Here is a 26,470-nt window from a genome sequence, read left to right on the forward strand (position 1 = left end):
TCGGAAATAGGTCATTGTTTTTCGAATATCGGCCAAGTTGAGATCAGGGGGAGATAAAGGAATGAGCCGCATCGAAATGGCTGCCGGTTGCCCGCTTGGAGGAAACGGAGCCGGCCCCACGCGCTTCCTCCTGGGCGAACGCGACGGCCGTTTCGCCGTGGCGGCCGACTATCCGACCCACGCCGTCAGCCTGGACCTCAACTCCTTCGACGCCAGTTCCCCACGGGAGATCGGCGGCATGCTGGTCTGCGTGCATCGAGGGGAGATAAAGTTGCTGGGGGCATCGGGCTGCTGGTCCCTCGCGCAGGACTACATGGTCTACATACCGGCCGAACGTTCCTACCGGCTGATGGCCCATCGCCCCACCAGCCTCACGCTGGTGAAGTTCACCGGAAGCGAGACCATATGGCCTCACGTCGGTTGCTGGGCCGCGCCGATATCGCCGCTTGCTGCGGAAATGACGGCCTTCGCCCTGCGCTGGGGTCCCTACCGCGATCCCGACGATGCACTGGCCAACGATTTCTTCGCGACCCTCGGCAAGCTCTTTCCGATCTGGTTCGAGGGCAAGCGCAAGATGTGGACGCCTTTCGGCAATGCGCCCGACATGGACAAGGCCATAGCCTTCGCGCGCAACCATCTCGAAACGGCATCTGTAACCGATACGGCGAGCGCTGCGGGCATGTCCGAACGCACGCTACGCCGGCGTTTCAAGGACGAGCTCGGCATCAACTGGCGTGATTTCATCAATGAAATCCGCATGAGCGAGGCCATGAAGCTGCTTGGCGAGACGAACTCGAGCGTCACGCAGGCCGCGTATGCCGTCGGCTTCAACAGCCTGGGCGCCTTCACGGTGGCCTTCACCAACTATACCGGCAAGACGCCGAGCGCCTTCGCACGAGAGCACCGGTCCGTGCGGATACCCCACCGGCATTGACGAGCCGCACGCCGGGGAAGTGTCTTGATGCCGGACGGGCGTCCCGGACATCCCGATCCGGAAGACGATGCTTCAGGATCGATCGCGGCAACAATCCGGCCGGAGAGCCGGAGTCCACGACCACAGCCTTCGGAAGGCAGTGGTCGCCCGGAATGAATGCCGCGACCCGTTGTAAGTCGCGACGTTCTACGGTGCCCCGTAGCCGACGATACCCTTGATCTCGAGGAAGTCGTGAATGCCGAAATCGGCGTATTCGCGGCCGTTGCCGGACTGCTTGTAGCCGCCGAACGGGGCGAAGGTGTCCCAGTCGGGATAGTTGAGATAAACCGAACCGGCCCGCATCTGCGCGGCCACGCTGCGCGCGTGGGCAATGTCGCTCGACTGCACATAGGCAGCCAGGCCGTACACTGTGTCGTTGGCGATCTCGATCGCCTCTTCCTCGTCCTTGTAGGGCATCACCGACAGGACCGGGCCGAAGATTTCCTCGCGTGCGATGGTCATGCCGGGCGTCACGCCGCCGAATACCGTGGGGCGGACGTAATAGCCACGATTGAGACCGTCCGGCCGGTCCGGGCCGCCGGTGACCAGCGTCGCGCCTTCCTCGATGCCCGCACGGATCAGACGCTGGATCTTGTCGTATTGGAGCTGGCTGACCACCGGGCCGAGGACGGTTTCCTCCTTCCGCGGATCGCCGACCTTGTGCCGCTCGGCCGCCGTCCTGGCGATGGCCAAAGCCTCCTCGTGCCGGTCGAACGGCACCAGCATGCGGGTCGGCGCGTCGCAGGACTGGCCGCTGTTGCCGAAGCAGCCCTCCACGCCCTTGGTGACGGCGGTGGCGAAATCGGCGTCAGGCAGGATGATGTTGGCAGATTTGCCGCCCAGTTCCTGCGCGACCCGCTTGACGGTATCGGCCGCCGTCTTGGCGACGATGATGCCGGCGCGCGTCGAGCCGGTGAACGAAACCATGTCGACGTCCGGATGCCCGGCCATGACCTGCCCGACATCCGGACCCGTTCCGTTCACCAGATTGAACACGCCCTTGGGCGTACCGGCGGCATGCATGATCTCGGCGAAGATGATGCCGCTGATCGGTGCGATTTCGCTCGGCTTCAACACCATGGTGCAGCCGGCGGCGATGGCCGGCGCGACCTTGCAGACGATCTGGTTCAAGGGCCAGTTCCAGGGCGTGATCAGCGCGCAGACGCCGACGGGCTCCTTCACCACGCGCGTCGTGCCGCGCTGATGCTCGAACTCATAGGTCTCGAGCGCCGCTATCGTGCTTTCGAGATGGCCGCGGCCGGCCCAGGCCTGGGCTTCACGGGCGAAGCCGAGCGGCGCACCCATCTCCTGCGACACGGCCTGGGCGATATCCTCGAAGCGCTCGTTGTAGATCTCGAGGATGCGCCGGAGCAGGGCGAGGCGCTCGGCCTTGGTAGTGCGCGCGAAGGCGGGGAAAGCCGCCTTCGCGGCGGCGACGGCCCGGCCGACATCCGCCTGCGTCCCCACCGAGATGGCGGTATAAGCCTCCTCGGTCGACGGATCGATCACGTCGAGCTGCGCCGGCGCCGCTGGATCCACCCAGGCTCCGCCGATATAGAACTTCAGATGATTGGACATGTGGGATTTTTCTCCAGGACGGAAAGGACGATCAGTTTGAACGAAGAAGCCGTGCAGCCCCGGAGCGGACGCTCAGGTGAACGGCCTGGCCGGGCGCATAGTCTGCGCCGATGTCGCTGCGCGGAACATCGATCGTGAGGCCGATCCCGTCTGGCAGCTCCGCATGAAGGCGCAGGGTGCGGCCATGGAATACGGTGCCGACCACTCGGCCCGGCACGCCACCGGCCTCGATGAGGACATCTTCGGGTCGAATGCCTGCGATCAGGTCGCCGTCGAGCGGCATGTCGCTCCCGGCTACGGCTTCGAAGGTCAACGACCCGGCGGCCACCAGGAAGGAGTCCGCCCGGCGCTCGACCAGCCGGCATTCGAGCACGTTCATGGTGCCGATGAAGCCCGCCACGAAGCGGGTCGCCGGGGCGTCGTAGAGAACTGCCGGCGTGGCGATCTGCTCGATACGGCCCCGATTCATCACCACGATGCGATCCGAGATGGACAAGGCCTCGGTCTGATCGTGCGTGACCATGATGAAGGTTGTGCCGAGCTGCGCCTGAAGGCGCTTGAGCTCCACCTGCATCTGCTCGCGAAGATGGGCATCGAGGGCGGAAAGGGGCTCGTCGAGCAGCAGCACGCGGGGCTCGCAGACGATCGCGCGCGCCAGGGCGACACGCTGGCGCTGCCCGCCCGACAAGGCGGTGACGCGGGCCTCGATCTTGTCCGCCAGGCCCACCAGATCCAGCGCGGCCCTGACCTTGCGCTGGATCTCCCCGGCACCGAGGCCGCGGAGGGACAGGCCGAAGCCGACATTCTCCTCGACATTCATGTGGGGGAACAGGGCATAGTCCTGGAAGACGGTATTCACGGGCCGGTCATAGGGCCTGCGCCCGGTGATATCCTGCCCGTCGAGCAGGACACGGCCGGAACTCGGCTCCTCGAATCCGCCCACCACCCTCAGGCTCGTGGTCTTCCCGCAGCCCGACGGCCCCAGGAGGCTGAGGAATTCGCCTTGTCCGATGTCGAGGTCGATGGCGTCGAGACCGACGGCGCCGCCGGGGAATATCTTGGACACCGCCTCCAGCCGCAGCAGCGTGTCAGGCGCCATTGCGAACCTCCGAGGGTTTCACGGTGTTGACCCAGACGATCTCGCAGGGCTGCGAACCGGCATTGCAGAATGAATGGGGCAAAGTGCTCTTGAAGGCAAAACTGTCCCCGGCCTTGAGCGTATAGAGAACGTTGTCGATCGTCAGTTCGACCTCCCCGGTTCGCACGAGGCCGAACTCATGTCCGGCGTGGGCATAGGATTCGGCGGTTCCGCCACCCGGCTCGACATAGACCAGCAGGCCCGTGAGAGCCGCGCCGGGTGGCGAAAGCAGCTCCTTTTTGATGCCCTCTGACCAGACCGGCACCTGACGGCGGTTGGCTGCCCGCACGCAATAGAGATCACTCTCCTGCTCGCCCCCCTCGATCAACAGGCTGTGCGGCTCGACGTCCAGCGCGGCAGCCAGGGGCCAGAGGACGCGGACGCGGAGCGAACTGAGGCCCCTCTCGATCTGACTGAGCGCTCCAACCGAGATGCCCGCCTTCTGCGCCACATCCGCAAGGCCGAGACTGCGCTCGAGCCGCAACGCCCTGATCCGTCGCCCGACGCGAACATCCGCCTCGGTCACCTCCGGTGCCGCCTTGGACGACACCGGTTCAAGCGTATCGCTGAAGTCTTCCGAACCCACGATCAACCTCTCCTGCGAGACGGCCACGTCGTCACCGATCACGTGGCCAGGCCTCCTGCTCACCCACCCGCCTTGACCTTCTCGAACATCTTGGCGAGATCCTCGTTCTGCTTCATCGGCCCCGTGAACACCGTCGTCTTCAACGCCACTTCCGGGTCGGACGGCAACTGCAGCCGGTCGAGATCGGACTTGGGCACTAGGGCGAAGGCGGCGCTCGACGCGCTGCCATAGCCATACTGGGTGATGAGTTCCTTACCCGATTCGGCCTCCAGGCGGCTGTTGATGAAGTCGTAAGCGAGATCGACATGCTTGGCATCCTTGAGCAGCACGATACCGCAGGCCCAGGTGAGCATCCCCTCCTTGGGCTTCATGAACTCGACCTGGACGCCCTGCTTCTTCAGGGTCGTGGCCGAGGCATTCCACGTCATGGCGGCGACGAGTTCACCGCTCGCCAGGGACTGCTCGACCGACGTCATGTCGGTGGTGTAGCTGCGCAGCAGGGGGCGCTGCTCCCGGAGCTTGTCGGCGACCTTGTCCATCTCGGCCGGTGTCATGTCGAAGGGATTGACGCCGGCAAGCAGGGCCGCGACGACAGGCGTGTCATGCACGGCGTCGATGGTGGCGATGCGGCCGGCATACTCCTTGTTCCACAGGAGGTTCCAGCTCTGCTCGGGATTCTTGATGAGGTCGGTGCGATAGAGGATGGACGTGTTGCCCCAGTCCCAGGGCACCATCCAGACCTTGCCGTCACCGGCCTGGATGTCGGGGAGATTGCGGAACACCGGGAAAATCGTATCCCATCCCTTGATCCGTTTCGTATCGATCGGCTGGATCAAGCCCGCCTTCTGCCAGCGCGACACCTTGTCGTAGCAGGGATGAGCGATATCGGGGCTGAAGCCGGCCTTGACCTTGGTAAAGGCATCATCGTCGTCGCCGAACACGGAGGCCTCGACGCCATCCGGATGGGCGGCGAGGAAGCTCTTGTTGAAGTCGGGCAGTTCGTATCCCGACCAGGTGAAATAGGTGAGCTTGTCCGCGGCCTGTGCCGCCATGCTGGTCATGGCTGCGACCACTGCAAACGCACCGGCAAGGCTGCGTGTCAGCGCTGATGTTCTTTTCGATTGCATGGCTAGTCCCCTCTCTTTTTTTCTAGAAGAAGCACATTCGGGTTGAGGCGAATTCTCCGGATTAACCCATTGGTACAAAGCAATTTTTTACCTCCCGGCATCCCGCTTGCGAACGAGATGCGCTAGGAGGAGGAAAGCGGACCGACTGCGCCGGTCGGTATCGCGGCCTTTCCACTCAATCCGCGGCGACGGACCAGTTCGGCAGCCGTCGCGAGAACGACGGAGACGGCAAGGATCACGGTGCCAAGGGCCATGACGCCCGGCAGCGCCTTGGGAAATCGGAGCTGGCTCCAGATGAAGACCGGCAGGGTCGGATCGGTACCCGCCAGGAAGAAGGCGACGATGAACTCGTCGAACGAGGTGAGGAAGGAGAGCATGAAGGCGGAGGCGATGGCGGGCGCACTGAGCGGCAGCATCACTCGCCGGAATGTCGTCCACTCTCTTGCGCCGAGGTCCATGGCAGCCTCCCCCAGGCTGCGCGGCAGGACGGCGAAGCGCCCGCGCATGATCACCACGCTCGTCGGCAACGCCACGAGCGAATGGCCGAGGACAATCGCCATCCGAGACGGTCCGAGACCGGCCAGATTCGCCAGGATGAGCAGGGCAATGCCGACGATCACGCCCGGGATCAGGATAGGCAGGCGCGAGAGAACCGATATCGCCGAGGCAATGCGCCCCTGCCCGCTGATCTCCGAATAGGCGATCGTGACACCCAGGGCCGTTGCCAGGCCTGCTGCGCTCAAACCGACGACGAGGCTGGTGAACAAGGCTGCATGCAGCGCCTCGTTGTCGAACAGGCTCCGATACCAGGCGAGCGTGAATCCCTTCAGCGGAAATGCGATCTGGATGGAATCGTTGAACGAGAACAGCGGGATCAGGACGATCGGCAGGTACAGGAAAACCAGATAGGCCCCGACATAGGCCCCCAGCCAGGGATTGCGCGCCTCGGATCCCGCCATGCTCATGCGCGGACTCCCGTGCGCCGGCTGGCAAGCGCGGCCAGCAGGATGACCCCGGCGATGACGAGCATGACGAGGGTGGAGACCGCGGCGCCGAACGGCCAGTCGTTGGCCTTGCCGAACTGTGCCTGGATGATGGAGCCGATCATGGTGCTCGAAGGCCCTCCCACGAGCGCCGGGGTGACATAGTCCCCGACCGTCGGCACGAACACCACGAGAGCGGCGGACAGAACCCCTGGCATCGACAGCGGCAGCACGACGCGCCGGAAGCGTGCGAAGGGATGGGCGCCGAGGTCGGACGCAGCTTCGAGGAGCGAGCGCGGGATGGTCTCCAGCGCCACGTAGATCGGCAGTATGGCAAAAGCGGCATAGGCGTGTGCCAGCGTCACGACCACGGCGGCCGGCGTATTGAGGAACGCCAGGATCGGCTCCGAGGTGATGCCCGTGCCCATGAGGGCCGAGTTGAGCACGCCGTTGAAGGCGAGCACGATCTTCCAGGCAAAGACGCGGAGGAGATAGCTCGTCCAGAACGGCAGGGTGACGAGGAAGAGAAGCAGGCCGCGCCGCCGGCCGGCATGAAAAGCCAGATAGTAGGCGACGGGATAGGCCGTCACCACGGTCGCGGCCGTCACGAGGCCGGCTATCGCAAGCGAGCGGAGGAGAACCGCGGCATAGAGAGGATCGGTGGCGGCGCTGGCGAAGTTGGAGAAGGTGAAGCCGCCGCCCAGCAGCGAGCCATCATTGATGCGAAACCCCAGCATGAGGATGATTGCCAGCGAGAACAGCACCAGCACGCAAGTAGCGAGGCCGCCCGGCAGCACTATGCCCAGCTTGAAAAGCCAGGGCCGGTGACGAGATCTGACAGAGGTCTGAGGAGAGGAAGCGACCGACATCGATTATCACATCGTGAAACAGCGCAATAATTTTCATATTTATGAAAAAGTCAATCGCAACTATCGCTCCATGGCATCCAGAAGGCGATACCAGGCGATCGCCGCGCCGATGCCGATGTGCCGGAAGCGATGGAATGGAATCGGCCTGATCGGCGTCAGTTCGAAGGGCAGGACGCGGCTATCGCCGCTCAGAACGTAGTCCGAAAGTCGTGGTCCGAGCGCGGTCATCAGCGCCACGCCGCGCCCCTGGCAACCGACGGCGGCGATCAGGCCGGGCTCGGGTTCATGAAGATGCGGGAGATGGTCGGGAGTCATGGCGATACGCCCGAACCAACGCCTCTCGATGGGAACAGCCCCGAGGTCGGGAAAGAGTCGAACGAGGGCACGTTCGACATGCGCCCAGTGCTCCGGCCGCGTCGGCTCCCGCATCGAGCCCCGACCGCCCAGCATGAGGCGACCGTCGGGGCTCCTGCGATAGTAGACGAGGATGCGCCGCGAATCCGACACGGCCTGCCCGCCCGGCAGGATCCTCGCGAGTTGCGCGGGATCGAGCGGCGCCGTCGCGACCTGGAAGGAATGCAGCGGCAGCAGGCTGCGAGCGAGGCCGGGCACCAGTTCATCGGCATAGGCATTGGTCGCAACGATGACATGGGCGGACCTTATCTCGTGGCCTGCGGGCGTCCGGACGCACCATTGGCCCGCTTCCCGCCTCAGGCTGGCAGCCCGTGCGCCTTCGGCGATTCGTACGCCGGAAAGCGACGCAATGCGCGCCAGTTCCAGCGTATAGGCCAGGGGATCGACGACGCCGGCGCGAGGGTCGAGCCAGCCGCCCACATAGCCGCGGGCTCCCGTCAGGGCAGCGATTTCCGAGGAAGAAAGAAGCGTGGCGGCCACGCCCCTGGCCGACCATTGACGCGCCCGATTTCCGGCAATTTCGGCCGCCTTGCCGGTATGGGCGGCCTGGATCCAGCCCGTCCGTTGCCAGGGGATGTCGAGTTGCTCGGCCGTGATGAGATCGAAGACCTTGTCCGCCGTGGTCGCGGCGAAATCGACGAGTTGCTCTCCTTTCCCGGCACCGAAGCGCTGGAGCAGCCAGTCCGGATCATATTTGAGACCGGGGATGACCTGCCCTCCGTTCAGTCCGGACGCTCCGGCACCGATCCCCGCGGCCTCGAGGAGACGGACGGACCGACCGGCGCGGGCGAGATGCAGCGCACAGGACAACCCGAGTATGCCGCCCCCGATGACGGTGACGTCGGCACGCTCCCGATCCCCCAACGGAACCACGGAGACGGAGCGGGGTCGAGGAGTCCAGAGCGCTCGAAGGGGTAACGCAGGCAAGCCCGGGCCTCATGAAAAGCGAAAACGATTTTTCACATATGAATAAAATTCTCGCTCGTGTGCAAGGGCTGCAATCTCACGAATTCAATCGGCCGGGCCTTCCCTTCCCGGTCGCGGGGAAAGCCGGCCGTTTGCCAGACGAGGAGTGCGACGTACCCTGGGCCGACAGGTCAGTTCGAGGAAGGATGGCCGGCAACGCGGATATCGAATGCCTGTCGATCGACACCGCCGGCATTCTGGTCCGAGAGCCGGGATTCCGCCAGCCAAATCGCCAATTCGCGTGCCTGCCGTGCGATATCGACCACGGCGGTGCTTTCCCACCAGAGGCCCCGCAGCGGGGGTCCAAGCGCGAACAGCCGCTCGCTGGTCGTCCCGTCACGGCCAACGACACGGTAGTCCGGCCCGGCGTCGATACCCAGGCCGAGGGGGCCGGGTCTCACCATGCCTTTCCGGAGAAGATTCTGCGGAAGCGGTTGTTGGACCAGCCGCCAGTCATAGTCGATGCCGCTCGATACGATCACCGCATCGTAGGATCGGCCCTGCAGGTCGTGTGAGCCGGCGGGACGGAACCGGACCTGTGGCAATCTGTGGCTCGAGTCGATTTCCACGACCGTGCCTCGGCTCTGCCGCAAGCGACCTTCCGCCACGAGCCGGTCCACGAGAGCCGCCGCCACGGGAGGAGCCCGATGATGGTGGCTTTCCCAGAAAGGGCGGACATGACGTACGAAGGCGCGGCGCTGCCTGTCGTCCGAGGCGTGCCACAGCCGGCCGATGTGGGGTCGGACCATGTCGAGAGGTGCTTGCCAATCCTCCCCGGCCTCCACGGCCTTCAGGCATTCTGCTCGCACCGCTCGGGTAAGGCGAGCGAGCGACACGCCATCGGGCACATCGGCCAGAAAATCCGGCCACTCCCGCGGCAGGCGCCGGACGTGAGGCCTCAATCCATGGCGCGAAATCACCTCGATGGGGCCGCGATGTCCGGCTGCCTCCAGCGACACGACGGCATCCACCATTGTCAGGCCTGAGCCGATGATGGCCACGCTGGCTTCCGGCCCGCCGATATCCTCCATCTCCAGGTTCCAGGGATCGATGACGCGGCGCGACCGGGATCGGCCGGCAGGGCGAGACTTGGAGAAGATGCCGGTGGCAAGGACGACGGCGGAAGCCTCGAGCGTAGCCCCGTCGAGGAGATGGACGGCGAAGCCTTCCCTTCCCTCGATCACATCGACGGCGCGTGCGGGAACCCATTCGAAGCGACTGCCCTTGTGGGTATTGCGCGTTACGGCCTCGGCAAGCAGATCCTGGACATAGAGTCCATACACCGATCTTGGCGCAAACAGATCGTCCGCCGGTGCAGCAGGCGCTTCGGCCCAGCCCCCCTTGCGGACGAAATGCTCGAGCCAGCGGGTGAAATGGGCGGGGTCGTCCGAGTCCGCGCTCATCCTGCCGGCGTTCGCGTTGACGAGATGAAGGCGCCCGCGGCCGGAATAGGCAAGGCCGCGGCCCGGCGGCCCGCCATCCTCGACGACGACGACATGCCGCCGGCCCGGTGCCTCCAGGAGACGGGCGGCCAGCAGGGCACCGCTGAAACCGCCGCCGATGATGACGATAGGGGCAGGCGGGAAGGAGTCGGCAACCAAGTCAGGCATTCGGGGACGGTCCGAAGAAGGGAATCTTGTAGTGCTCCTTATACTCCGCCTTCACGGCATCCCACTCGCCATTGTTCTTGGCATCCAGATAGGCCTTCGGATAGGTCCATCCTTCAGGCTTGGGCAAGCCGGCCCATTCAACGTCGATATCGAGCGGCGTGATCTCCCCCTGTGGATCCCAATCCGTAGGATGGGCGATCTTGGACATCCTGCGATAATCGAACGGCAGGACATCGCCGTTGTCGACATAGCGCTTGAGGTAGACGTCGACGTTCTCCCGGGTCGTGATCACCGAGTGCCAGTTCAGCAGGCGCTCGGACGCGCGAGGTTTCCAGCCGTTCAGCACATCGTAGAGATAGGCCGTGAAGAAGCCCGCCTGGAATGCCGGGCAATTGGCGCTCGTGGCAAGCTGCACGCCGCTCTTGATCGCACGAGCGCCTTCCGCCGTGCCATCGGCGCCGACGACCAGCACATCCTCGCCGGCTCGCAGACCTGCGTTGCGCAGCGCGGCGATCACGCCCTGTGCCACGTCATCGTTCTGGGCGACGATGCCGACGACGTCGCTGTGGCGGGCCAGCAGCGCCTGGGTCGCCTTCAGCGAGTCCTCGCGATTGAAAAGCCCCGGCAATTGGTCGACCAGTTGGGTCTTGGGAAAGGCCTTGAAGGCTTCGTCCCGTCCGCGGCTGCGCACCGAGTCGGTCGAAAAGCCGGGTACGCCGGTCACCCCGAGAATCTTGCCGCCGCCGAACTTCTCGGTGACCGCCTTCAACAGCACTTCCGTGACGCCGCGGTGGGCCGTAAACTCCTCCGGAACGGCATAAAGGGCGTAGTATTCACTGGCGTCGAACGGCGTGAACCACGGAAGCGTGGCCCAGACATTCGAGAAATAGGCTTTATTCTGCTCAGCGAGCTGGGCGATGCGCTTGACGGCACTGCCATCGGGGGCATGCAGGATGACGGCATTGGCGCCGACGTTGAATTGCTCTTCCGCCTGGTTCAGCTGGCGCTGGCTGTCGACCTGCCCGTCGAGATAGCTGTAGCCCAGACCGAAAGCCTGCGCCGCCGCCTGGGTGGCCTTGCTCGCCTGAACCATGAACTCGACGCGGCTGGTCCAGGCAAGATAGGCCAGCTTGCCGGACGGAGCGGCTACCGCAACGGAGGGGCTGCCCAGGAGCCCGGCGCTCGCACCGGCCGCAACACCCGCCGAAGCAAGGGCGAGGAAATCGCGACGCGAAACGCCGTGGGTATCGAGGCGGTCGAGGTGGCGATCGACGACGCGCTTGTCGGCAAGGTCGCCGAAAGCGAGGGGGTTCGTTCTGAAGGGCACTGAGGCCTCCTGTTGCGATAGGGCTGATAGGTCTTGGGAAGGTTGCTCCTCCTCGGCGCCCCGAAAGCGGGCGGCCGACGGGCCACTGGCGCTGGACCCGGCTGCCCCGCAGGGGCAGCCGGAAGGCTCGAGCGCTTGCCCGATCGACCGGAAGCGCACTGGCATGAGGAGCCGGCCGTCAGGCCGGGAAGAACTTGTCGTCGGGAACCACGCCCAGGGAGATGAAAATTCGGTTGGTGTGGTTGAACCAGGCGCTGGTCTCGACAGCTTCGAGGATGTCGGCATCCGAGAGGCCCGCATCCCGCAACCTGGCGAAATCGTCCTCTCCCACGGACTTCGGCGAGAGCGTGATCTTGCGGGCCAGGTCCACCAGGGCTCTTTCGCGACGAGAGAGAGGCACCAGATGGTCATCGAGCGCGATACGTTGGGCTCTCGCATGGTCCTCGATGACTTCCCCGAGCGCGCGCGTGTGGTGGATCGTGCAAAGGCCGCAGCCATTCGTGGCCGACACGATGACCGCGATGAGTTCGCGTTCGCGCAGCGGCAGGCGCCCACGCGGCGAAAAGAGGCTCTCGAAATAGCCTGCGAAACGGTTCACCGTCTCGCCGTTGACCGAGAGGGAACGCACCCAGTTTTCCTGATGATGCGCTTCGACGACCTTGCGGATGTCGCCCGCAAGGGCCTCCGGTTCGGGCACCGGCAGGCGGGAGATCGGATGCTCGGCATGCTCTTGCAGCAGGGTGGTCATGGCTTTCCTCCTATGAAGACGGGCTATTCGGCGGCTTCGCTCCGGCTGGCACGAAACCGCGTGGCCGGGTGATTGCCGCTGAGAAAGGCTGGCCGTCCGGGAAACAGGCGCTCACGCAGTGTGCCGGGGGCATAGTCGCGCTGGGCGAGGCCGCGCTCGCGCAGCACCGGCATCACGTGATCGATGAATTCGACGAACGATCCTGGGGTGGTCTGGTAGGCTACGTTGACGCCGTCGATCCCCGCATCCTGCCAGGCCTCCAGCCGGTCGGCGATCTGCTCGGGAGTGCCGACGATGCGGCCGTTGTAGGACATGGCCGTCACCAGATCGATCAACCGCGCCTTCCTGCCCGGATTGGCTTCCTCGAAGAACTGCGTAAATCCCTGGAGCCCCTCGATCCGGTAATCAGCCACCGGCCTGTCCGGGTCGAGCAGGCCGAAATCGATGCCGAGGTCGCGCCCGACATGGGCCGCCAGGCCGTCTGTGCTGACATAGTCGTCAAGGGCCCTGGACTTGCGCCACGCTTCCTCCTCGGAGCTCCCCACGACGAAGGAGAGACCCTGAAAGAACAGCAGGTCGTCGGGACGCCGCCCCGCGCGGGCAAGCTCCGCCCGAATATCCGCAACGGCCGTGCGAGCCGCCTCGGGCGTCAGGCAGACGACGAAGGTCGCCTCGGCGTTGCGGGCAGCGAAAGCCCGCCCCGCTCGGGAGGAGCCGGCCTGGATCAGCACGGGTGTGCGTTGCGGCGAGGGTGCGGTGAGATGCGGTCCCGCCACGCGATAGCGCTGGCCCGCATGATCGATGGGCCGTATCCGATGCGGGTCGGCGTAGACCCCGGCCTCCCGGTCGAGCCGCAGGGCATCATCGTCCCAGGATCCCTCCCAGAGCTTGTAGGCAACCTCGACATATTCGTCCGCCCAGCGATAGCGCTCGTCGTGCGGGACCGGCTCGGCGAAGCCGAAATTGGCGGCGGCGTTGCGGCTCGTCGTGGTGACGATGTTCCAGCCGATCCGCCCGCCGCTCAAATGGTCGAGCGTCGACACCCGCCGGGCAAAGTCGAAGGGATGGGACTGGAGAATCGAACTGGTGAACATCAGTCCGAGTTCACGCGTCGCCCCCACCAAAGCCGCGGCCAGCACCGAGGGGTCATTGGCCGGGAAGTGGATGCCTTCCTTGAGATAGATGTCCCAGGTGCCGTTGTGCCCCTTGTCGACTCCCACGACATCGGCCAGGAACAGGGCATCGAAGCGCCCCTCTTCGAGGATGCGCGCGAGCTCGACCCAGGTCGAAAGCTGGTTCAGTTCGGTCTGTCGCGTCTGCGGATGCCGCCACAGGCCATGATAGACATGCGAGACGGCATTCATCGAGAAAGCGTTGAATATCAGTCTCTTGCGCATATTTCCTCCTATGCCGCCGGCTGGTTGCGCTCGCGGCTTCCGACGAACGCACCGCGATAGCGGCTCGCCGGGTGGCGATCGGGAAGAAGTGCTGGCCGGCCGGGAAACAGGCGCTGCCGGAAGCTGCCCTCGGCATAGTCGTTCTGCGCGAGACCACGCTTTTGCAGGATCGGCGTGACGTTCTCGATGAAATCGGCGAAGGAGCCTGGCGTGGTGTGATAGATCAGGTTGACCCCGTCGATGCCCGCTTCCTGCCACTCGGCCAGCTGGTCGGCGATGGTCTCGGGGGTACCGACGACCTGGCTGCTCAAGGCATAGGCACGGCCCAGATCGGCCACGGTGGCCCTCTTGCCGGGGTTGCCCTCCTCGAAGGCGCGGATGATGCCTTGGACGCCCTCGATTTCGAGTTCGTCGACCGGCCTGTCGGGGTCGAGCAGGCCGAGGTCGATGCCCAGATCCCGGCTGATATGGGCGAGCAGACCGTCGACGCTGACATCCTGCTCCAGGTCGCGCGCCTTGCGGCGGGCCTCCTGCTCCGTGCCGCCGACCACGAAGGACATGCCCTGCACGAAGAGCAGGTCCCCGGGGTCACGGCCGGCGGCCCGCACCAGTGCCCGCGTCTCTTCGATCTGCCGGCGGGCTCCCTGGGGATTGACCGCCGCGATGAATGTTCCCTCGGCATGACGAGCGGCAAAGGCCCGGCCCGCACACGAGGAACCGGCCTGGAACAGGACGGGCGTGCGCTGGCGGGAGGGCTGGCTGAGATGGGGGCCGAGCACCTTGTAGCGCTGACCGTGATGATGGATGCGATGGATCTTCGCCGGATCGGCGTAGACGTTGCCGGCCTTGTCGTCGATCACCGCGTCGTCGTCCCAGGATCCCTCCCAGAGCTTGTAGACGACGTCGACATATTCCTCGGCCCAGCGATAGCGCTCGTCATGCGGCACGATGCGATCGAAACCGAAATTCTGCGCGGCATTGTGGCTCACGCTGGTGACGATGTTCCAGCCGACGCGGCCTTTGCTGAGATGATCGAGAGTAGAGAGCTTGCGCGCAAAGTTGAACGGATGCTCCTGCAGGATGGAGCTGGTCAGGGTGAGGCCGAGATGCTGGGTCGACTGGATCAGCGCTCCGACGAGCACGCCGGAATCGTTGATCGGGATCTGCACGGCCTCCTTGATGTAGGTATCCCACGAGTCTTTGTAGACGGCGTCCACGCCCAGTATGTCCGCGACGAAGAGGGCGTCGAACTTGCCCTTTTCCAGGAGCCTTGCGAGTTCTACCCAGGTCTCGAGATCGTTGAAGCGGGTCTGGGCCGTAAGGGGGTGGCGCCAGAGCCCGTGATAGACATGAGACACGGCATTCATGGAAAAGCCGTTGAAGATCAGTCTCTTCGGCATGAGGCACCTATTTGACCACAGCAATGCGGGAACGATCGCGGCTGACCAGGACTGCGGCGATCACCACCACGCCCTTCACCACCATCTGCGAATATTGCGAGACCCCCATCAGGTTGAGGCCGTTGTCGAGAACGGCGATGATGAGGACACCGATGAGCGTGCGATGCGGGCCGCCGACGCCGCCCGACAGCGAGGTGCCGCCGACGACGATGGCGGCGAGGCTGTTCAGCAGGAGATCGGAGCCGAGCGAAGGGCCCGCCGCCCCCAGCCGCGCGACCGAAAGCACCGCGCCGATAGCCGCGAGCACGCCCGACAGCATGAAGGCGTAGATCTTGTAGCGCTCGACCGGAATGCCGGCGGTGCGGGCGACGGTTTCGCCTCCCCCTATCAGATACATGTAGCGGCCGAAGCGCGTGCGGGCGGCAATGAAGACGGCGACCAGCCAGGCCGCGAGCGCGCAAAGCGCGATGTTGGGCAGCCGCGGGATCAACTGTCCGATGGCGATCTGCTCGAATCCGGCGAGATCGAACTGGATGGCGCGTCCGTCGAGAATGGTGAGCGCGATGCCGCTGAAGACGGAGAGCGTGCCGAGCGTGGCGATGAACGAGGGAATGCGGCCCAAGGTGTAGATGACGCCGTTCACCAGCCCCAGCATGCCCCCGATCACCGCGACGACCGGAAGGACGGCAAAACCGAGGGGCGTATCGTTGAGCAGCGTCACGGCCGCCGCGCCGCCCAGCAGGACGATGGCGCCGACCGAAAGATCGATGCTGCCCATGAGCACCACGAAGGTGCCGCCGAGGCAGGCGATGAGCAGGGTGCCGGCCTGACCGCTGACGGCGGTGAAATTGCGGAGGGTGGCGAACGAGTCCGTCGCAAGGGAGAAGAAGGCGAACAGGAAGATCACGACGCCGATTGGAAACCACAGGCTGGTGTCGACAGAGCGAAGGTCGAGGGAAAGCAGCGAGCGGCGTGGCGGCGTATGGAGCGGAACTGTCGTCATGGTACGATCTCGAGATTCGGTTGCAGCGTGGACGCCTCGGTCTTCTCCGCGCCCTGGGGAAGCATCCAGGCGACGACTTCACGCTCGCTCGGCTTGGCCTCGACGGGGGCGTCGATCTCGGTGACGATGCGGCCGCGCTGCATGATGAGCAGGCGGTTGGAGAGGCCGATCAGTTCCAGGAGTTCGTCGGTGATGAGCAGGATGCCGACCCCCTCCGCCGTCAGATCGCGGATCAGGCGGTAGATCTCCTCCTTGGCACCGGCGTCGACACCGCGGGTGGGATTGTCGAGGATGAGCACATCGGGCTTGCGGGCGAGCCAGCGGGCCAGCACGACCTTCTGCTGGTTGCCGCCCGAAAGCCTGGAACTGCTCAGGTTCGGGGTGGCGGATTTGATCGAGAGTTCCTGGGCGAAGCGCCGGGCGACGTCGACCTCCTTCTGCCGTCGCCAGATGCCGAGCCGGTTGGAGAAGTGGTCCGCGCCGCTGGCAAGCGAGATGTTCCAGGCGACGCTGAAGGAAGCGATCATGCCTTCGGCGAGCCGCTCGGCCGGAACATAGGCGAGGCCCTGGTGGACGAAGCGGCTGATGCGCGGGGAAACCGGCCTGCCGCCCCGCAGCGATACGGCGCCGGCTTGGGGCGGCACCACTCCGGCGATCGCCTTGCCGACGGCGCTCTTGCCCGAGTCGAGAAGGCCGCCGATGCCGACGACCTCCCCCGCCCTCACCGACAGGGAGATGTCCTCGAACTGGCCCGGAGCGCTCAGCCCCTCCGCCCGGACGACGGGGGCCGCATCCTCGACACGACGCTGGCGGCGCTCGTGATAGTAGTCCGCCGCCCGCTCGCGTCCGACCATCAGGGCATGGAGCTGTTTTTCGCTGGCCCGATCCGGATCGAGCCTCGCGACGAGTTCGCCATCCTTGAGGACGTAGATGATATCGGAAACCTCCAGGACTTCGGTCAGACGGTGAGAGACGAACAGAAGGGAGCCGCGCTGCTTCACGCGCTCCACCAGGCGGAAGAAGGCTTCCTCGTCACGGCGGTCGAGTGCGGACGTCGGCTCGTCCAGGAGAATGAAGGGTGTGCTCACCTTCGCCAGATGCGAGGTCGCCAGGCACGCCCTGGCGATCTCGATGGACTGGCGCTTCGAGAAGTCGTAGTCGCCGGTGCGCCGGCGGACGTCGACGTCAATTCCCGCCTCTTCGACGATCCGCTCGGCCGCGGCGATCATCGCCCTCTTGTCGATGAGCTGCCCCGCCCTTGTGAACCGATGCTCATGCCCGAGGATTAAATTCTCGTAGACGGGAATATTGGGCACCAGCGACTGTTCCTGGAAGACCCGGGAAATGCCTTTGGTAACGGCTTCCCCGTAGCTCCTCGCGGCGAAGGAGCGGCCGTCGAGCTGCATGGAGCCGCTATCCGGCTTCACCAGGCCGCTGAGGATGTTGAACAGCGTCGACTTGCCTGCGCCGTTCTCGCCGACGAAGGTCACGACCTTGTTGGGCGGCACCTCGAAGCTGACGTCCTTGAGGACGACGCTCCGGCCATAGGACTTGCACAGGCCGGTAGCCTCGAAGAGGGGAGGCCGGACAACGACCGGTTCGCTCTGGCGCTGGCGCGCCTGGCCGAGGACGGACATCGGGAATCTCGCGGAACGTGGAGGGAGGAGGCAGAGACAGCGAAGCGCTGCCTTCACGCCTTCGCGTTGGGCGACGGACCGTCGAACTTGATTTTGTAGTGATCCGCATATTCGGCGCGGACCTTTTCGAACTCACCTGAGGTGCGGGCGTCCTGATAGGCCTGCGGATAGGTCCAGCCCTCAGGCTTGGCGATACCTTCCCAATGCTTGTCGATGTCGAGCGGATGGACATCGGCCTGGGGATCCCAGTCGTCGGTATGCAGAACCTTGGAGATCTTACGGTAGTCGAACGGCTTCACGCCGTCATTGTCTACGAAGCGCTTGAGATAGCCCCCGACATTGTCCTTGGTGGTGGTGAGCGAGCGCCAGTTGAGCAGGCGCTCGGAAGCGCGGGGCTGCCATCCATGCGTCACGTCGTAGATGCGGCCGGCGAAGAGGGCGGCGGCATAAGCAGGACTGTTGGCGCTCGTCGCCAGCTGCGTGCCTCGCTCGATCGACTTCACTCCGCCGCTGGTGCCGTCAGCTCCGACGACCAGCACATCCTCGCCGGGCCGCAGGCCGGCGGCGTTCAGCGCCGCAATCACGCCCTGGGCCACGTCGTCGTTCTGCGCCACGACGCCGACCACGTTCTTGTGGCGGCTGAGCAGGTCCTCGGTGGCCTTGAGAGCATCCTCGCGATTCCACTTGCCGGGCAGTTGATCGACGAGCCGGGTCTTCGGAAACTCCTTGAAGGCGTCGTCGCGACCCCGGCTGCGGGCGATGTCGGTCCAGTTGCCCGGGGATCCCGTCACGCCGACGATATCGCCGCCGCCGAATTTCTCGGTGACCGCCTTCAGCAGCTCCACCGTGACGGCCCTGTGGGCTGCGAATTCCTCCGGAACCGCGTAGAGCGTGTAGTAGTCGCCGGCCTCGAAGGGCGTGAACCAGGCCAGCGTATCCCAGACATTGCCGACATAGACCTTGTTATCCTGGGCTCCCTTGGCGATGCGGCGTAGCGGGCTGCCATCGGCAAGGTTGAAGATCGCGGACTGGATGCCAGCGGCTTCCTGCTGCTCGAACTGATTGAGCTGGAGCTGGCTGTCGAAGTTCCCGTCGAGGGCCGTATAGCCGCCGAAACCGAGATCCTTGGTAGCTTCGGCGAAGGCCTTGTCCAGAATGATATTGTATTCGTTGCGGTAGAAGGCGGTGAGGAAGGCAAGCTTGCCATCCGGCGAGGCGACTGCGACCGAAGGCAGGCCGAGTGCGGAAGCGGTGAAGGCAGCCGCCGCGCCGGCGGAAGCCAGTGCGAGGAAATCGCGGCGGCTCACGCCGGTCGTATCGAGACGATCCAGATGACGGTCGACCACGCGCTTGTCTGAGAAATCGGGAAGGCGGGAGCCAATGGAGCCTGACATCGTGTTTCCTCTTGGTGCAGAGCTGGCGAGCGTCGCGAATGGACCGGGGAGCTGGCGTGCATAGCTGTGTTATGCGATACACAAAATCTACTATTTCTATATATTTTATAAAGTAAATATGCAAAAAGGAATGGCTGCCATGCGTGCCATCATTCGTGGCGGCAGCCCTGCACTTCGCGGGTCATCTCTCCCGCACACCTTCCACGTCGATGAAACGCCTCACCGGCTCTCGATGCGCGGCGAAGGATAAGGGGGATGGTGCAGCAGCCGTCCGAACGAGGTGTGGCGGAGCAGCCCGCGGAGCATGCCGCGCAAAGAAACGCCCAGGGCGGATCGAGCCGTCCCGGGCATGCCTCGCCGACGATCGGCGTCCCGCTCAGTCGGCCGGGCACGTGAAGCTGTAGACATATTTGGCGACGTCCGGATCCTTGAGATTGTCCTTGGTCGCCACCGTCGAGCCGGTCAGCAGTTTCTTTTCGACGGGCTTGCCCTCGAGCGCGTTCAGGGCCTGCTCTCCGGCCATCCTGCCTTCGTCATAGGGTTTCAGGACGACCTGCGCCGCGACCTGGCCCTTCTTCAGTTCCTCGATGCCAGGCGGATTGGCGTTGAACCCCACGATCACGACGTCCTTGGTCCGGCCGGCCGCGCGAAGGGCGGCAACAGCTCCCTCGGTATTGAAGGCGGCCGTGGAAAAGATGCCTTCGAGGTCGGGACTGGAGAGGAGAGTGGCGGAGACGATCTGGTCCGCCTTCTGCACCGAATTGTTGGAGAACTGCTGGCCGAGATACTTGATGCCTTCCGCCTTGACGGCTTCGGCGAAACCCTTCTCGCGATCGTCGGTGGTAGACACGCCGGGGCTGAGATTGACGGTGATCACCGATCCCTTCCTGCCAGAGAGCAGCTTGAGCAGTTCGCGGCCGGCTACACGGCCAGCTTCCACATTATCGGAGGATACTTCCGAAACCGCGATAGAGGGATCCTCTAGCGTGGTGTCGACCAGCACAACCTTGATGCCCTGGTCCGCGGCCTTCTTCAGCGGTCCGAACAGAGCCTTGCCGTCGGTCGGCGCAATGACGATGGCGTCGGGCTTCTTGGCGATCATCGCCTCCAGAATGGGGATCTGCGCAGCCGGATCGAAGGACTTGGGCGCCTGCGTCGTCACCTTGGCTCCGCGCTTCCTGGCCGCCGCCTCGATCCCGCATTGCACCGAGCCGTAATAGGCATCGCCCCCCACGCCGGGAATGAAGGCGATGGAGGTCTCCGCCCGCGCGGCGGTGGCGCCCGCGCATCCGGCGAGCAAAGCGGCCGTCACAAGGGTCAAGCGTTTCATGGATCCGAACTCCCTGGCATGATTGGGGCAAGATGCGAAACGAGGCGGAGTGCCCGAGAGCCGTCCTCGCGGTTTGGCGCCGCGCTCATCGCGCCGCCCGACGTCCCAACTGATCGAGATAGACAGCAAGGATCAGCACCACGCCGACCATCACGTCGCGCCAGAAGGTGCTCAGATCGACCATGATCAGGCCGTTCTCCAGCGTTGCGGGAATGAGAACTCCGACGGCCGTGCCGAAAACGCTGCCGCGCCCGCCAAACAGGCTGGTGCCGCCGATCACGACCGCCGCGATCACGCTCAGGTTGTCGGTGGCGTGGCCGGACATCGTCGTCGAGCCGTACCGGGCCAGCGAAAGCAGCCCCGCAAAACCTGCCAGCAGCCCTGCGAGGGCGTAGATCCTGATCAGGTGACGGTCGACCGGAATGCCCATCTCGCGCGCGGCCAGCGGATTGGAACCGATTGCCAGGGCATGCCGGCCGAAACGCGTGGCGGCCAGCCAGACTCCCCCGACGATGGTCACGACAGCCGCGATCACCACGAGGACCGGGACACCGTAGAAGTCGCCCACGCCGACGATGTCGCCGAGCTCGGTGGGCACATCCTTGAGATCCTCGCCGGCGATGATCCAGGCCAGCCCCTGGGCTGCGCCCATGGTACCCAGCGTTGCGATCAGGGCTGGAATCCGCGCCTTCGCCACCAGGAGCCCGTTGATCACGCCCCAGCCCGTCCCGGCGATGCAGGCTGCGATCAAGCCGGCCAGGGCCACTCCCCAGCCCTCCCCGCCAAGATACTGCATCACCTGCGCGGCGATGACGCCGGAGAAGACCAGCACCGCGCCGACCGAGAGGTCGACGCCGGCGGTGACGATCACATAGGTGGCGCCCACCGACATGACGAGGAGAATGGCGGCCGCCATGCCAATGTTGCGCAGATTGGCAAAGCTGGCGAAAGCATCGAAGCGGGCGACCGAGAAGGCAAGGACGATCAGCGCCAGGATCAGGACCATGCGCGCCGGGCCGGCCAGGGTGTTGAAGACTCGTCCGCCGAGCGGCGCGATACCCTGCTCGCTCATGGCGTAACCTCGTTCACGATGGCACCGGTAATGGCGCCGACAATATTGGACATGGTCATTTCCGGACCGGAGAAGCGCGCCGTTCGCCGCCCCAGCCGGAAGACCTCGACGCGGTCGGCGACCTCCATCACGTCGGGCACGTTGTGGCTGATGATGATCACCGCTCGTCCGGACGCCTTCACCCGCTTGATGAGGTCGAGCACCGCTCGCGTCTGCACCACGCCGAGCGCGGCCGTCGGCTCGTCCATGATCACGAGCTTGTCGGCCCAGGTCACGGCGCGGACCACGGCGACGCTCTGGCGCTGGCCGCCCGACAAAGTGGAGATCGGCGCGTCGAGGCTCTTCAACTGGACCGACATGGAGGAAAGCGCCTCGCGAGTACGCTCGCGCATGCGCCGATGATCCAGAAAGCCCAGCAGGCCGGCAAAGCCGGGGCGTCGCAATTCGCGGCCGAGAAACATGTTGGCGGGGGAGTCCAGATCCGGCGCCATGGCGAGATCCTGGTAGACGGTCTCGATGCCGGCGGCCTGCGCATCCTTGGGCGAGGGGAAGCAGACGGGCGTTCCCTCCAGCAGGATTTCTCCCTCGGTCGGCTGCAGCACGCCGCACATCGTCTTGACCAGGGTGGACTTGCCGGCTCCGTTGTCGCCCATCAGGGCCACCACCTCCGCGGGATAGATGGAGAAATCGGCACCGCGCAAAGCCTCGATCCCGCCGAAGCGCTTGATGATGCGACGAGCCTCGAGGAGGGGAACGGCCTGTGCCATCATGTCACCAGTCCGCAATGGAGCCGTCGGCCCGGAAAGCCTCTGGTATCCACTGCCCCTTGTCCTGGCTGCGCAGGAAGGCTTCGTCGATCTCCACCCCGAGCCCCGGCCCCTCGGGCAGGGCGAGATAGCCATCGCGGTCGACGCGCGGCACGTAGCTGCAGAGCCGGGCGGTCCATTCGAGATTGGTGTGGCGCGTCTCCAGCATGGCGAAGTTCTGCGCATAGGCCGAAAGCGCGAGGCTGGCCGCAGCCTGGACGGGACCGTTCGGGTTATGGGGCGCGAAGGTGACGCCATACATCTCGGCAAGCGAGGCAATGCGGACGAGTTCACTGATGCCGCCGGCATTGGCGACATCCGGCTGGATGATGCCGGCCCATTCATTCTCGAGGATGGCGCGGAAGGGCCAGCGGGTGAACAGGCGCTCCCCCACGGCTATCGGCGTCGCCGAATGCTGCGCCAGTCTTTCCAGGCTCTCGTTCGCCTCTGCCGGGACCGGCTCCTCGATCCAGAGCGGCGAGGTGTGGCGGACGGCGGCCTCTATCGCGATGGCCAGGCTGGCGCTCGGCTTGCCATGCATGTCGATGGCAAAGTCCAGATCGTCGCCCAGGGCATCCCTGACGGCTTCGCAGCAGGCCACGATCTGGCGTATCGCTGCCCGCCCTTCCGTCGGCGCAACATTGGGCAGCGGATAAATCTTGACCGCCTTGAACCCCATGGCGAGCGCGATCTCAACGCGGTCGCGGAACTCCTGCGGCGAGGTCGACAGGCCGAGATTGGCATAGGCCTTCACCCGATCGCGCACAGGCCCGCCGAGCAGCATTCCGACCGAACGCGCGTGGATCTTCCCCCGTATGTCCCACAAGGCCATGTCGATGCCGGACAGGGCGCTGGTCTGGATCGGACCGCCCCGCCAATAGGCATGCCGGTACATTCGCTGCCAGATCCATTCGATACGTTCCGGATCCTCGCCGAGCACGAGCTTTTCGAGGTCCCGTACAGCCCCCACGACGCCGTGGGGCTTGCTGGGCAGGGAGCATTCGCCCCAGCCGAACAGGCCGGGCTCGTCCGTCTCGACCTTGACGAAGACCAGATCGGAGATCGGGCTGTAGCAAAGGAATGGCGTAATCCTGGCGATCTTCATGAGGGTCTCCGGTCGAGCACCGCGAGGATCTCGGCACAGGCGCCCATGTTGTGATAATCGGGCTCGGGAATGCCGCGCTCATGGCTTGCCAGGCTGTTGTCGGTGTTGAGAGCCCGGAACCAGCCGCCACGGCCGTGGTCCACGAAATGCCGCCAGACGAAGGCCCAGAGCCTGTCGTACCAATCCCAGTAGCGCACGTCTCCGGTGGCAGCAGCCAGGTGCGCCGCCGCCGCCAGGGTCTCCGCATGCACCCATTGCTGCTTGGAACGGTCGTAGATGGCCCGGTCGTGGCCATAGGAGTAGAGCATACCGCCACGCTCCTCGTCCCACACCAGCGAGAGCGCGGCATCGAAGAGTTCGCAGGCGCGCCCGGCATGCCAGGCAGACGGCCTGTGCCGGTCCAGCATCAGCAGGAGCTTGGCCCATTCGGTCTGGTGACCGGCAAGATAGCCCCAGGGACGATAGCCGTCGCAGTGATCGTCGCGGTTATAGTCCGGATCGAGCGACCAGTCCGCCTTGAAGTGTTCCCATACCTGGCCGAGGGGAGACAGGCCGGCCTGGCGGACGGCGACGGCGTGCGCGATGGAGTCGGCTCGGTCGAGGTAAAAGGTCCTGCCGGTGGCCTCATAGGCGGCCAGCATGGCTTCACATGCATGCATATTGGCGTTCTGGCCGCGATAGGGGCGTACTTGCGACCAGTCCGCGCTCGCCTCGTCGGCATAAAGACCCGCCGCCGGTTCGTAGAGGCGCCTCTCCATAGTCTCGACCATCTCGTCGAGCCAGGCGGCCGCCTCGGGCAGTCCGGCCTTGAGGGCCATCGCGAAGGCGAGCACGACGAAGCTCAGCCCATAGGTGATGTTGCGGCGATCCTCTCCGGAACGTTCTCCGCGTTCGAAGTCGAACTGCCAGCGGTAGCCCCGGGTCAGAGGTACGCGGTGATGTTCGAGCAGGAAGGCGAGGCCGTGGCGCGCAGCCTCCCTGTATTCGCTCCGCCCGAACAGCAGATAGGCATTGGCGTGGATGAAGACGAAGCGGCACGAACTGACGAGGCTGCGCGTACGGGCATCCAACACGGCGCCTTCGTTGGAAAGGACGTGGAAGAAGCCACCCGCGGGGTCGCAGGCGGCAGGATGATAGAAACGCATCGCCTCCTCGATCTGGTCGAGCAGAAAGGCGCGCGATCGGAAATCTGGCAGGTCGGTCATGCTGAACCTCAAAAGCCGAGTTTGGCGAGCAGGCCACCATCGGCGGCATAGTCCGCGCCCGTGACGAAGCTCGCCCGGTCGCTGGCCAGGAAGGCGATGACCTCGGCGATCTCGGCCGGCGTGCCGATGCGTCGTATCGGCACCTTCGCGCTCCAGTCGCGATAGACCGCCGCGCGTTCTCGGCCCTCGCCGAATTTCTCCGCCGCGACGCGCAGCAGGGGCGTATCGATCGGCCCGGGGCTCACGGAGTTCGCCCGGATGTCGCGGTCGCCGAAATCAATGGCCAGCGTGCGGGTGAAGGCGAGGATGGCCCCCTTGCTGGTGGCATAGGCCGAAAGCCCCGCCGTGTTGGCGCTGCCCTGGTTCGAGGCGACGTTGACGATGGCACCGCCGCCGCGCGCGATCAGGTGGGGCAGGCCGTAATGGCAGGTCAGGAAGGCGCTCTTGACGTTGACGCCCATGACGCGGTCCCACACACTCTCCGGCGTTTCCAGGGCCGTGCCGTAGGGATGCACGGCGGCCGAATTGACGAGGATGTCGAGACCACCGAACGCCGCGACCGTCCGCTCCATGGCGGCCGCGACCTCGGCCGCCTGCGAGCCGTCACCGGTGAAGACGACGACGCCTTCAGGAAGGCTGTCCAGACCGGCGTCCCTGTTGTCGGCGGACACCGGCGCGCCGAATAGGGCGACACGCCCTCCCCTGGCCGCCAGAAGTTCGGCAGCGGCGCGTCCGATGCCCGTCGTGCCGCCCATCACGAAGGCGCATTTGCCCTTGAATTCGTCGTGCATGTGCTCCGATCCCAGCGCTGGATACGATCCCCGGGCCCCGCGGGCCTCACCAGCCCTTGTAGTCGGCTGCGTTGTCGCGCGTGACCAGCGTGGAAGGGATGAGCAAGCTGGTTTCGGCCGGAGTCTTGCCCGTCATGTAGTCCATGCCGAGTTCGATACCCTTGATGGACATGGTCTGCGGTTCCTGCGCGGCCGAAGCCTGGATGAGCGTATTGCCCTTGAGGGCCGCAACGATATCCGGCGCGCCATCGACGGAGGTGATGATCATTTCCTTGCGGTTGAGCTGCTTGGCCGCGAGATCGACGCCGATGGCGGTGGGATCATTGATGGTGAAAATACCGTCGATATGATCGAAACGCGTCAGCAGGGCCTGCATCACGGCGAGGCCGCCGTCACGCGAGCCCTTGGCGTCCTGGTCGTCGGACAGGAGCTTGATGCCGGGATACTTGGCGAGGACGGCCTTGCAGCCGGCGACACGCGCCACGACGGAGGATACCTGGGGTCCGTTCACGATGACGACGTTGCCCTTCCCGCCGAGCTTGTCCACCAGATACTGGCAGGAGATCGTGCCCGCCTGCGTGTTGTCCGTCATCACCACGGCATCGGCCCCCTCGGCCACGTCTCCGATGGCGATGACGCGGATGCCGGCGCCCTGTGCCTTCTTCACGGCCGGGGCGATCGCCTTGGGATCGGCCGCATTCAGGAGGATGAAGTCGACTCCGGCCGCTATGAAATTGTCTATCTGGCTGAATTGCTTGCCGAGATCGTAGTCGGCGGCGACGACGGTCACTTCAGCCTTCGGATTGACCTTCTTTGCCGCCTCCACCGCGGCATTGCCCTGCGACACGAAGAAAGGATTGCCGAGCGAGCCGAGGGTCACGCCGACCTTCCTCAAATCCGCGCCCGAGGCGCCGGTGGCAGCGACGATGAGCGTGGTAGCGGCGAGCACAAGCTTCTTCAGCATTTCCTCAGTTCTCCCAAGCGGCGCCAAGGCCGACATTATTGATGGTT

Annotated in this window: 23 protein-coding genes; 1 reads left to right on the top strand and 22 read right to left on the bottom strand. The window is 65.0% G+C overall.

What is annotated here, in order from left to right; translation table 11 throughout:
- Nucleotides 1-61 precede the first annotated feature (61 nt).
- On the top strand, nt 62-934 hold the full coding sequence (locus AC6H34_RS03595) for a helix-turn-helix domain-containing protein (RefSeq protein WP_497537922.1): 873 nt from the start codon (nt 62-64) through the stop codon (nt 932-934).
- 186 nt (nt 935-1,120) lie between these two features.
- On the opposite strand, the gene AC6H34_RS03600 is transcribed toward AC6H34_RS03595, so the two are convergent.
- The 22 genes from AC6H34_RS03600 to AC6H34_RS03705 form a co-directional block, all read right to left on the bottom strand.
- Complete coding sequence (locus AC6H34_RS03600) at nt 1,121-2,551, bottom strand: aldehyde dehydrogenase family protein (RefSeq protein ID WP_448146107.1); 1,431 nt, start codon at nt 2,549-2,551, stop codon at nt 1,121-1,123.
- A gap of 31 nt (nt 2,552-2,582) precedes the next feature.
- On the bottom strand, nt 2,583-3,650 hold the full coding sequence (locus AC6H34_RS03605; protein WP_448146106.1) for an ABC transporter ATP-binding protein: 1,068 nt from the start codon (nt 3,648-3,650) through the stop codon (nt 2,583-2,585).
- Nucleotides 3,640-4,239 carry a cupin domain-containing protein gene (locus tag AC6H34_RS03610; protein WP_448151226.1) on the bottom strand — a complete coding sequence of 200 codons (600 nt, stop codon included), beginning with the start codon at nt 4,237-4,239 and terminating at the stop codon, nt 3,640-3,642. The genes AC6H34_RS03605 and AC6H34_RS03610 overlap by 11 nt, the downstream gene beginning before the upstream one ends.
- 95 nt (nt 4,240-4,334) lie before the next feature.
- Nucleotides 4,335-5,402, bottom strand: coding sequence for an ABC transporter substrate-binding protein (locus AC6H34_RS03615; RefSeq protein ID WP_497537923.1), 1,068 nt, complete (start codon nt 5,400-5,402; stop codon nt 4,335-4,337).
- A gap of 122 nt (nt 5,403-5,524) precedes the next feature.
- Nucleotides 5,525-6,367 carry an ABC transporter permease gene (locus tag AC6H34_RS03620; protein WP_497537924.1) on the bottom strand — a complete coding sequence of 281 codons (843 nt, stop codon included), beginning with the start codon at nt 6,365-6,367 and terminating at the stop codon, nt 5,525-5,527.
- Nucleotides 6,364-7,254, bottom strand: a complete 891-nt coding sequence (locus AC6H34_RS03625; protein WP_497537925.1) for an ABC transporter permease — start codon at nt 7,252-7,254, stop codon at nt 6,364-6,366. Before AC6H34_RS03625 ends, AC6H34_RS03620 begins: the two co-directional genes overlap by 4 nt.
- Nucleotides 7,255-7,314: 60 nt before the next feature.
- A complete protein-coding gene (locus AC6H34_RS03630) occupies nt 7,315-8,595 on the bottom strand; it encodes an NAD(P)/FAD-dependent oxidoreductase (RefSeq protein ID WP_497537926.1) in 1,281 nt (426 codons plus the stop codon).
- 170 nt (nt 8,596-8,765) lie between these two features.
- A complete protein-coding gene (locus AC6H34_RS03635; RefSeq protein WP_497537927.1) occupies nt 8,766-10,244 on the bottom strand; it encodes an FAD/NAD(P)-binding protein in 1,479 nt (492 codons plus the stop codon).
- Nucleotides 10,237-11,571 (bottom strand): sugar ABC transporter substrate-binding protein, encoded by a 1,335-nt coding sequence (locus AC6H34_RS03640; RefSeq protein WP_497537928.1) that lies wholly within the window; start codon nt 11,569-11,571, stop codon nt 10,237-10,239. Before AC6H34_RS03640 ends, AC6H34_RS03635 begins: the two co-directional genes overlap by 8 nt.
- Nucleotides 11,572-11,749: 178 nt before the next feature.
- Nucleotides 11,750-12,319: a peroxidase-related enzyme gene (locus tag AC6H34_RS03645; RefSeq protein WP_448146098.1), complete on the bottom strand. Its 570-nt coding sequence runs from the start codon at nt 12,317-12,319 to the stop codon at nt 11,750-11,752.
- A 23-nt stretch (nt 12,320-12,342) separates the two neighbouring features.
- Entirely contained in the window at nt 12,343-13,716 is a 1,374-nt protein-coding gene (locus AC6H34_RS03650) for an LLM class flavin-dependent oxidoreductase (protein ID WP_497537929.1), read from the bottom strand.
- Nucleotides 13,717-13,724: 8 nt separating this feature from the next.
- Complete coding sequence (locus AC6H34_RS03655; RefSeq protein WP_497537930.1) at nt 13,725-15,116, bottom strand: LLM class flavin-dependent oxidoreductase; 1,392 nt, start codon at nt 15,114-15,116, stop codon at nt 13,725-13,727.
- 7 nt (nt 15,117-15,123) lie between these two features.
- Entirely contained in the window at nt 15,124-16,119 is a 996-nt protein-coding gene (locus AC6H34_RS03660) for an ABC transporter permease (RefSeq protein WP_497537931.1), read from the bottom strand.
- Complete coding sequence (locus AC6H34_RS03665; protein WP_497537932.1) at nt 16,116-17,756, bottom strand: sugar ABC transporter ATP-binding protein; 1,641 nt, start codon at nt 17,754-17,756, stop codon at nt 16,116-16,118. The genes AC6H34_RS03660 and AC6H34_RS03665 overlap by 4 nt, the downstream gene beginning before the upstream one ends.
- A 53-nt stretch (nt 17,757-17,809) precedes the next feature.
- On the bottom strand, nt 17,810-19,150 hold the full coding sequence (locus AC6H34_RS03670; protein ID WP_448146093.1) for a sugar ABC transporter substrate-binding protein: 1,341 nt from the start codon (nt 19,148-19,150) through the stop codon (nt 17,810-17,812).
- 376 nt (nt 19,151-19,526) lie between these two features.
- The gene (locus AC6H34_RS03675; protein ID WP_448146092.1) at nt 19,527-20,480 is read right to left on the bottom strand and encodes an ABC transporter substrate-binding protein; all 954 of its coding nucleotides are present in this window, start codon (nt 20,478-20,480) and stop codon (nt 19,527-19,529) included.
- Nucleotides 20,481-20,565: 85 nt separating this feature from the next.
- Complete coding sequence (locus AC6H34_RS03680) at nt 20,566-21,552, bottom strand: ABC transporter permease (protein WP_497537933.1); 987 nt, start codon at nt 21,550-21,552, stop codon at nt 20,566-20,568.
- Entirely contained in the window at nt 21,549-22,319 is a 771-nt protein-coding gene (locus AC6H34_RS03685; protein ID WP_497539847.1) for an ATP-binding cassette domain-containing protein, read from the bottom strand. Before AC6H34_RS03685 ends, AC6H34_RS03680 begins: the two co-directional genes overlap by 4 nt.
- A 4-nt stretch (nt 22,320-22,323) precedes the next feature.
- Nucleotides 22,324-23,463 (bottom strand): galactonate dehydratase, encoded by a 1,140-nt coding sequence (gene dgoD / locus AC6H34_RS03690; RefSeq protein WP_448146089.1) that lies wholly within the window; start codon nt 23,461-23,463, stop codon nt 22,324-22,326.
- Nucleotides 23,460-24,668 (bottom strand): AGE family epimerase/isomerase, encoded by a 1,209-nt coding sequence (locus tag AC6H34_RS03695; protein ID WP_497537934.1) that lies wholly within the window; start codon nt 24,666-24,668, stop codon nt 23,460-23,462. Before AC6H34_RS03695 ends, dgoD begins: the two co-directional genes overlap by 4 nt.
- Before the next feature lie 8 nt (nt 24,669-24,676).
- On the bottom strand, nt 24,677-25,459 hold the full coding sequence (locus AC6H34_RS03700; RefSeq protein ID WP_497537935.1) for an SDR family NAD(P)-dependent oxidoreductase: 783 nt from the start codon (nt 25,457-25,459) through the stop codon (nt 24,677-24,679).
- Nucleotides 25,460-25,505: 46 nt separating this feature from the next.
- Complete coding sequence (locus tag AC6H34_RS03705) at nt 25,506-26,423, bottom strand: ABC transporter substrate-binding protein (protein WP_448146086.1); 918 nt, start codon at nt 26,421-26,423, stop codon at nt 25,506-25,508.
- Nucleotides 26,424-26,470: the final 47 nt, after the last annotated feature.

The organism is Labrys sp. ALF-8 (assembly GCF_059699065.1).

What these genes read in the sequence shown, in the direction of transcription:
- AC6H34_RS03595 (WP_497537922.1), top strand. Translation starts at nt 62, where the DNA reads ATGAGCCGCATCGAAATGGCTGCCGGTTGCCCGCTTGGAGGAAACGGA.
- AC6H34_RS03600 (WP_448146107.1), bottom strand. Translation starts at nt 2,551, where the DNA reads ATGTCCAATCATCTGAAGTTCTATATCGGCGGAGCCTGGGTGGATCCA.
- AC6H34_RS03605 (WP_448146106.1), bottom strand. Translation starts at nt 3,650, where the DNA reads ATGGCGCCTGACACGCTGCTGCGGCTGGAGGCGGTGTCCAAGATATTC.
- AC6H34_RS03615 (WP_497537923.1), bottom strand. Translation starts at nt 5,402, where the DNA reads ATGCAATCGAAAAGAACATCAGCGCTGACACGCAGCCTTGCCGGTGCG.
- AC6H34_RS03620 (WP_497537924.1), bottom strand. Translation starts at nt 6,367, where the DNA reads ATGAGCATGGCGGGATCCGAGGCGCGCAATCCCTGGCTGGGGGCCTAT.
- AC6H34_RS03625 (WP_497537925.1), bottom strand. Translation starts at nt 7,254, where the DNA reads ATGTCGGTCGCTTCCTCTCCTCAGACCTCTGTCAGATCTCGTCACCGG.
- AC6H34_RS03635 (WP_497537927.1), bottom strand. Translation starts at nt 10,244, where the DNA reads ATGCCTGACTTGGTTGCCGACTCCTTCCCGCCTGCCCCTATCGTCATC.
- AC6H34_RS03645 (WP_448146098.1), bottom strand. Translation starts at nt 12,319, where the DNA reads ATGACCACCCTGCTGCAAGAGCATGCCGAGCATCCGATCTCCCGCCTG.
- AC6H34_RS03650 (WP_497537929.1), bottom strand. Translation starts at nt 13,716, where the DNA reads ATGCGCAAGAGACTGATATTCAACGCTTTCTCGATGAATGCCGTCTCG.
- AC6H34_RS03655 (WP_497537930.1), bottom strand. Translation starts at nt 15,116, where the DNA reads ATGCCGAAGAGACTGATCTTCAACGGCTTTTCCATGAATGCCGTGTCT.
- AC6H34_RS03660 (WP_497537931.1), bottom strand. Translation starts at nt 16,119, where the DNA reads ATGACGACAGTTCCGCTCCATACGCCGCCACGCCGCTCGCTGCTTTCC.
- AC6H34_RS03665 (WP_497537932.1), bottom strand. Translation starts at nt 17,756, where the DNA reads ATGTCCGTCCTCGGCCAGGCGCGCCAGCGCCAGAGCGAACCGGTCGTT.
- AC6H34_RS03670 (WP_448146093.1), bottom strand. Translation starts at nt 19,150, where the DNA reads ATGTCAGGCTCCATTGGCTCCCGCCTTCCCGATTTCTCAGACAAGCGC.
- AC6H34_RS03675 (WP_448146092.1), bottom strand. Translation starts at nt 20,480, where the DNA reads ATGAAACGCTTGACCCTTGTGACGGCCGCTTTGCTCGCCGGATGCGCG.
- AC6H34_RS03680 (WP_497537933.1), bottom strand. Translation starts at nt 21,552, where the DNA reads ATGAGCGAGCAGGGTATCGCGCCGCTCGGCGGACGAGTCTTCAACACC.
- AC6H34_RS03685 (WP_497539847.1), bottom strand. Translation starts at nt 22,319, where the DNA reads ATGGCACAGGCCGTTCCCCTCCTCGAGGCTCGTCGCATCATCAAGCGC.
- dgoD (WP_448146089.1), bottom strand. Translation starts at nt 23,463, where the DNA reads ATGAAGATCGCCAGGATTACGCCATTCCTTTGCTACAGCCCGATCTCC.
- AC6H34_RS03695 (WP_497537934.1), bottom strand. Translation starts at nt 24,668, where the DNA reads ATGACCGACCTGCCAGATTTCCGATCGCGCGCCTTTCTGCTCGACCAG.
- AC6H34_RS03700 (WP_497537935.1), bottom strand. Translation starts at nt 25,459, where the DNA reads ATGCACGACGAATTCAAGGGCAAATGCGCCTTCGTGATGGGCGGCACG.
- AC6H34_RS03705 (WP_448146086.1), bottom strand. Translation starts at nt 26,423, where the DNA reads ATGCTGAAGAAGCTTGTGCTCGCCGCTACCACGCTCATCGTCGCTGCC.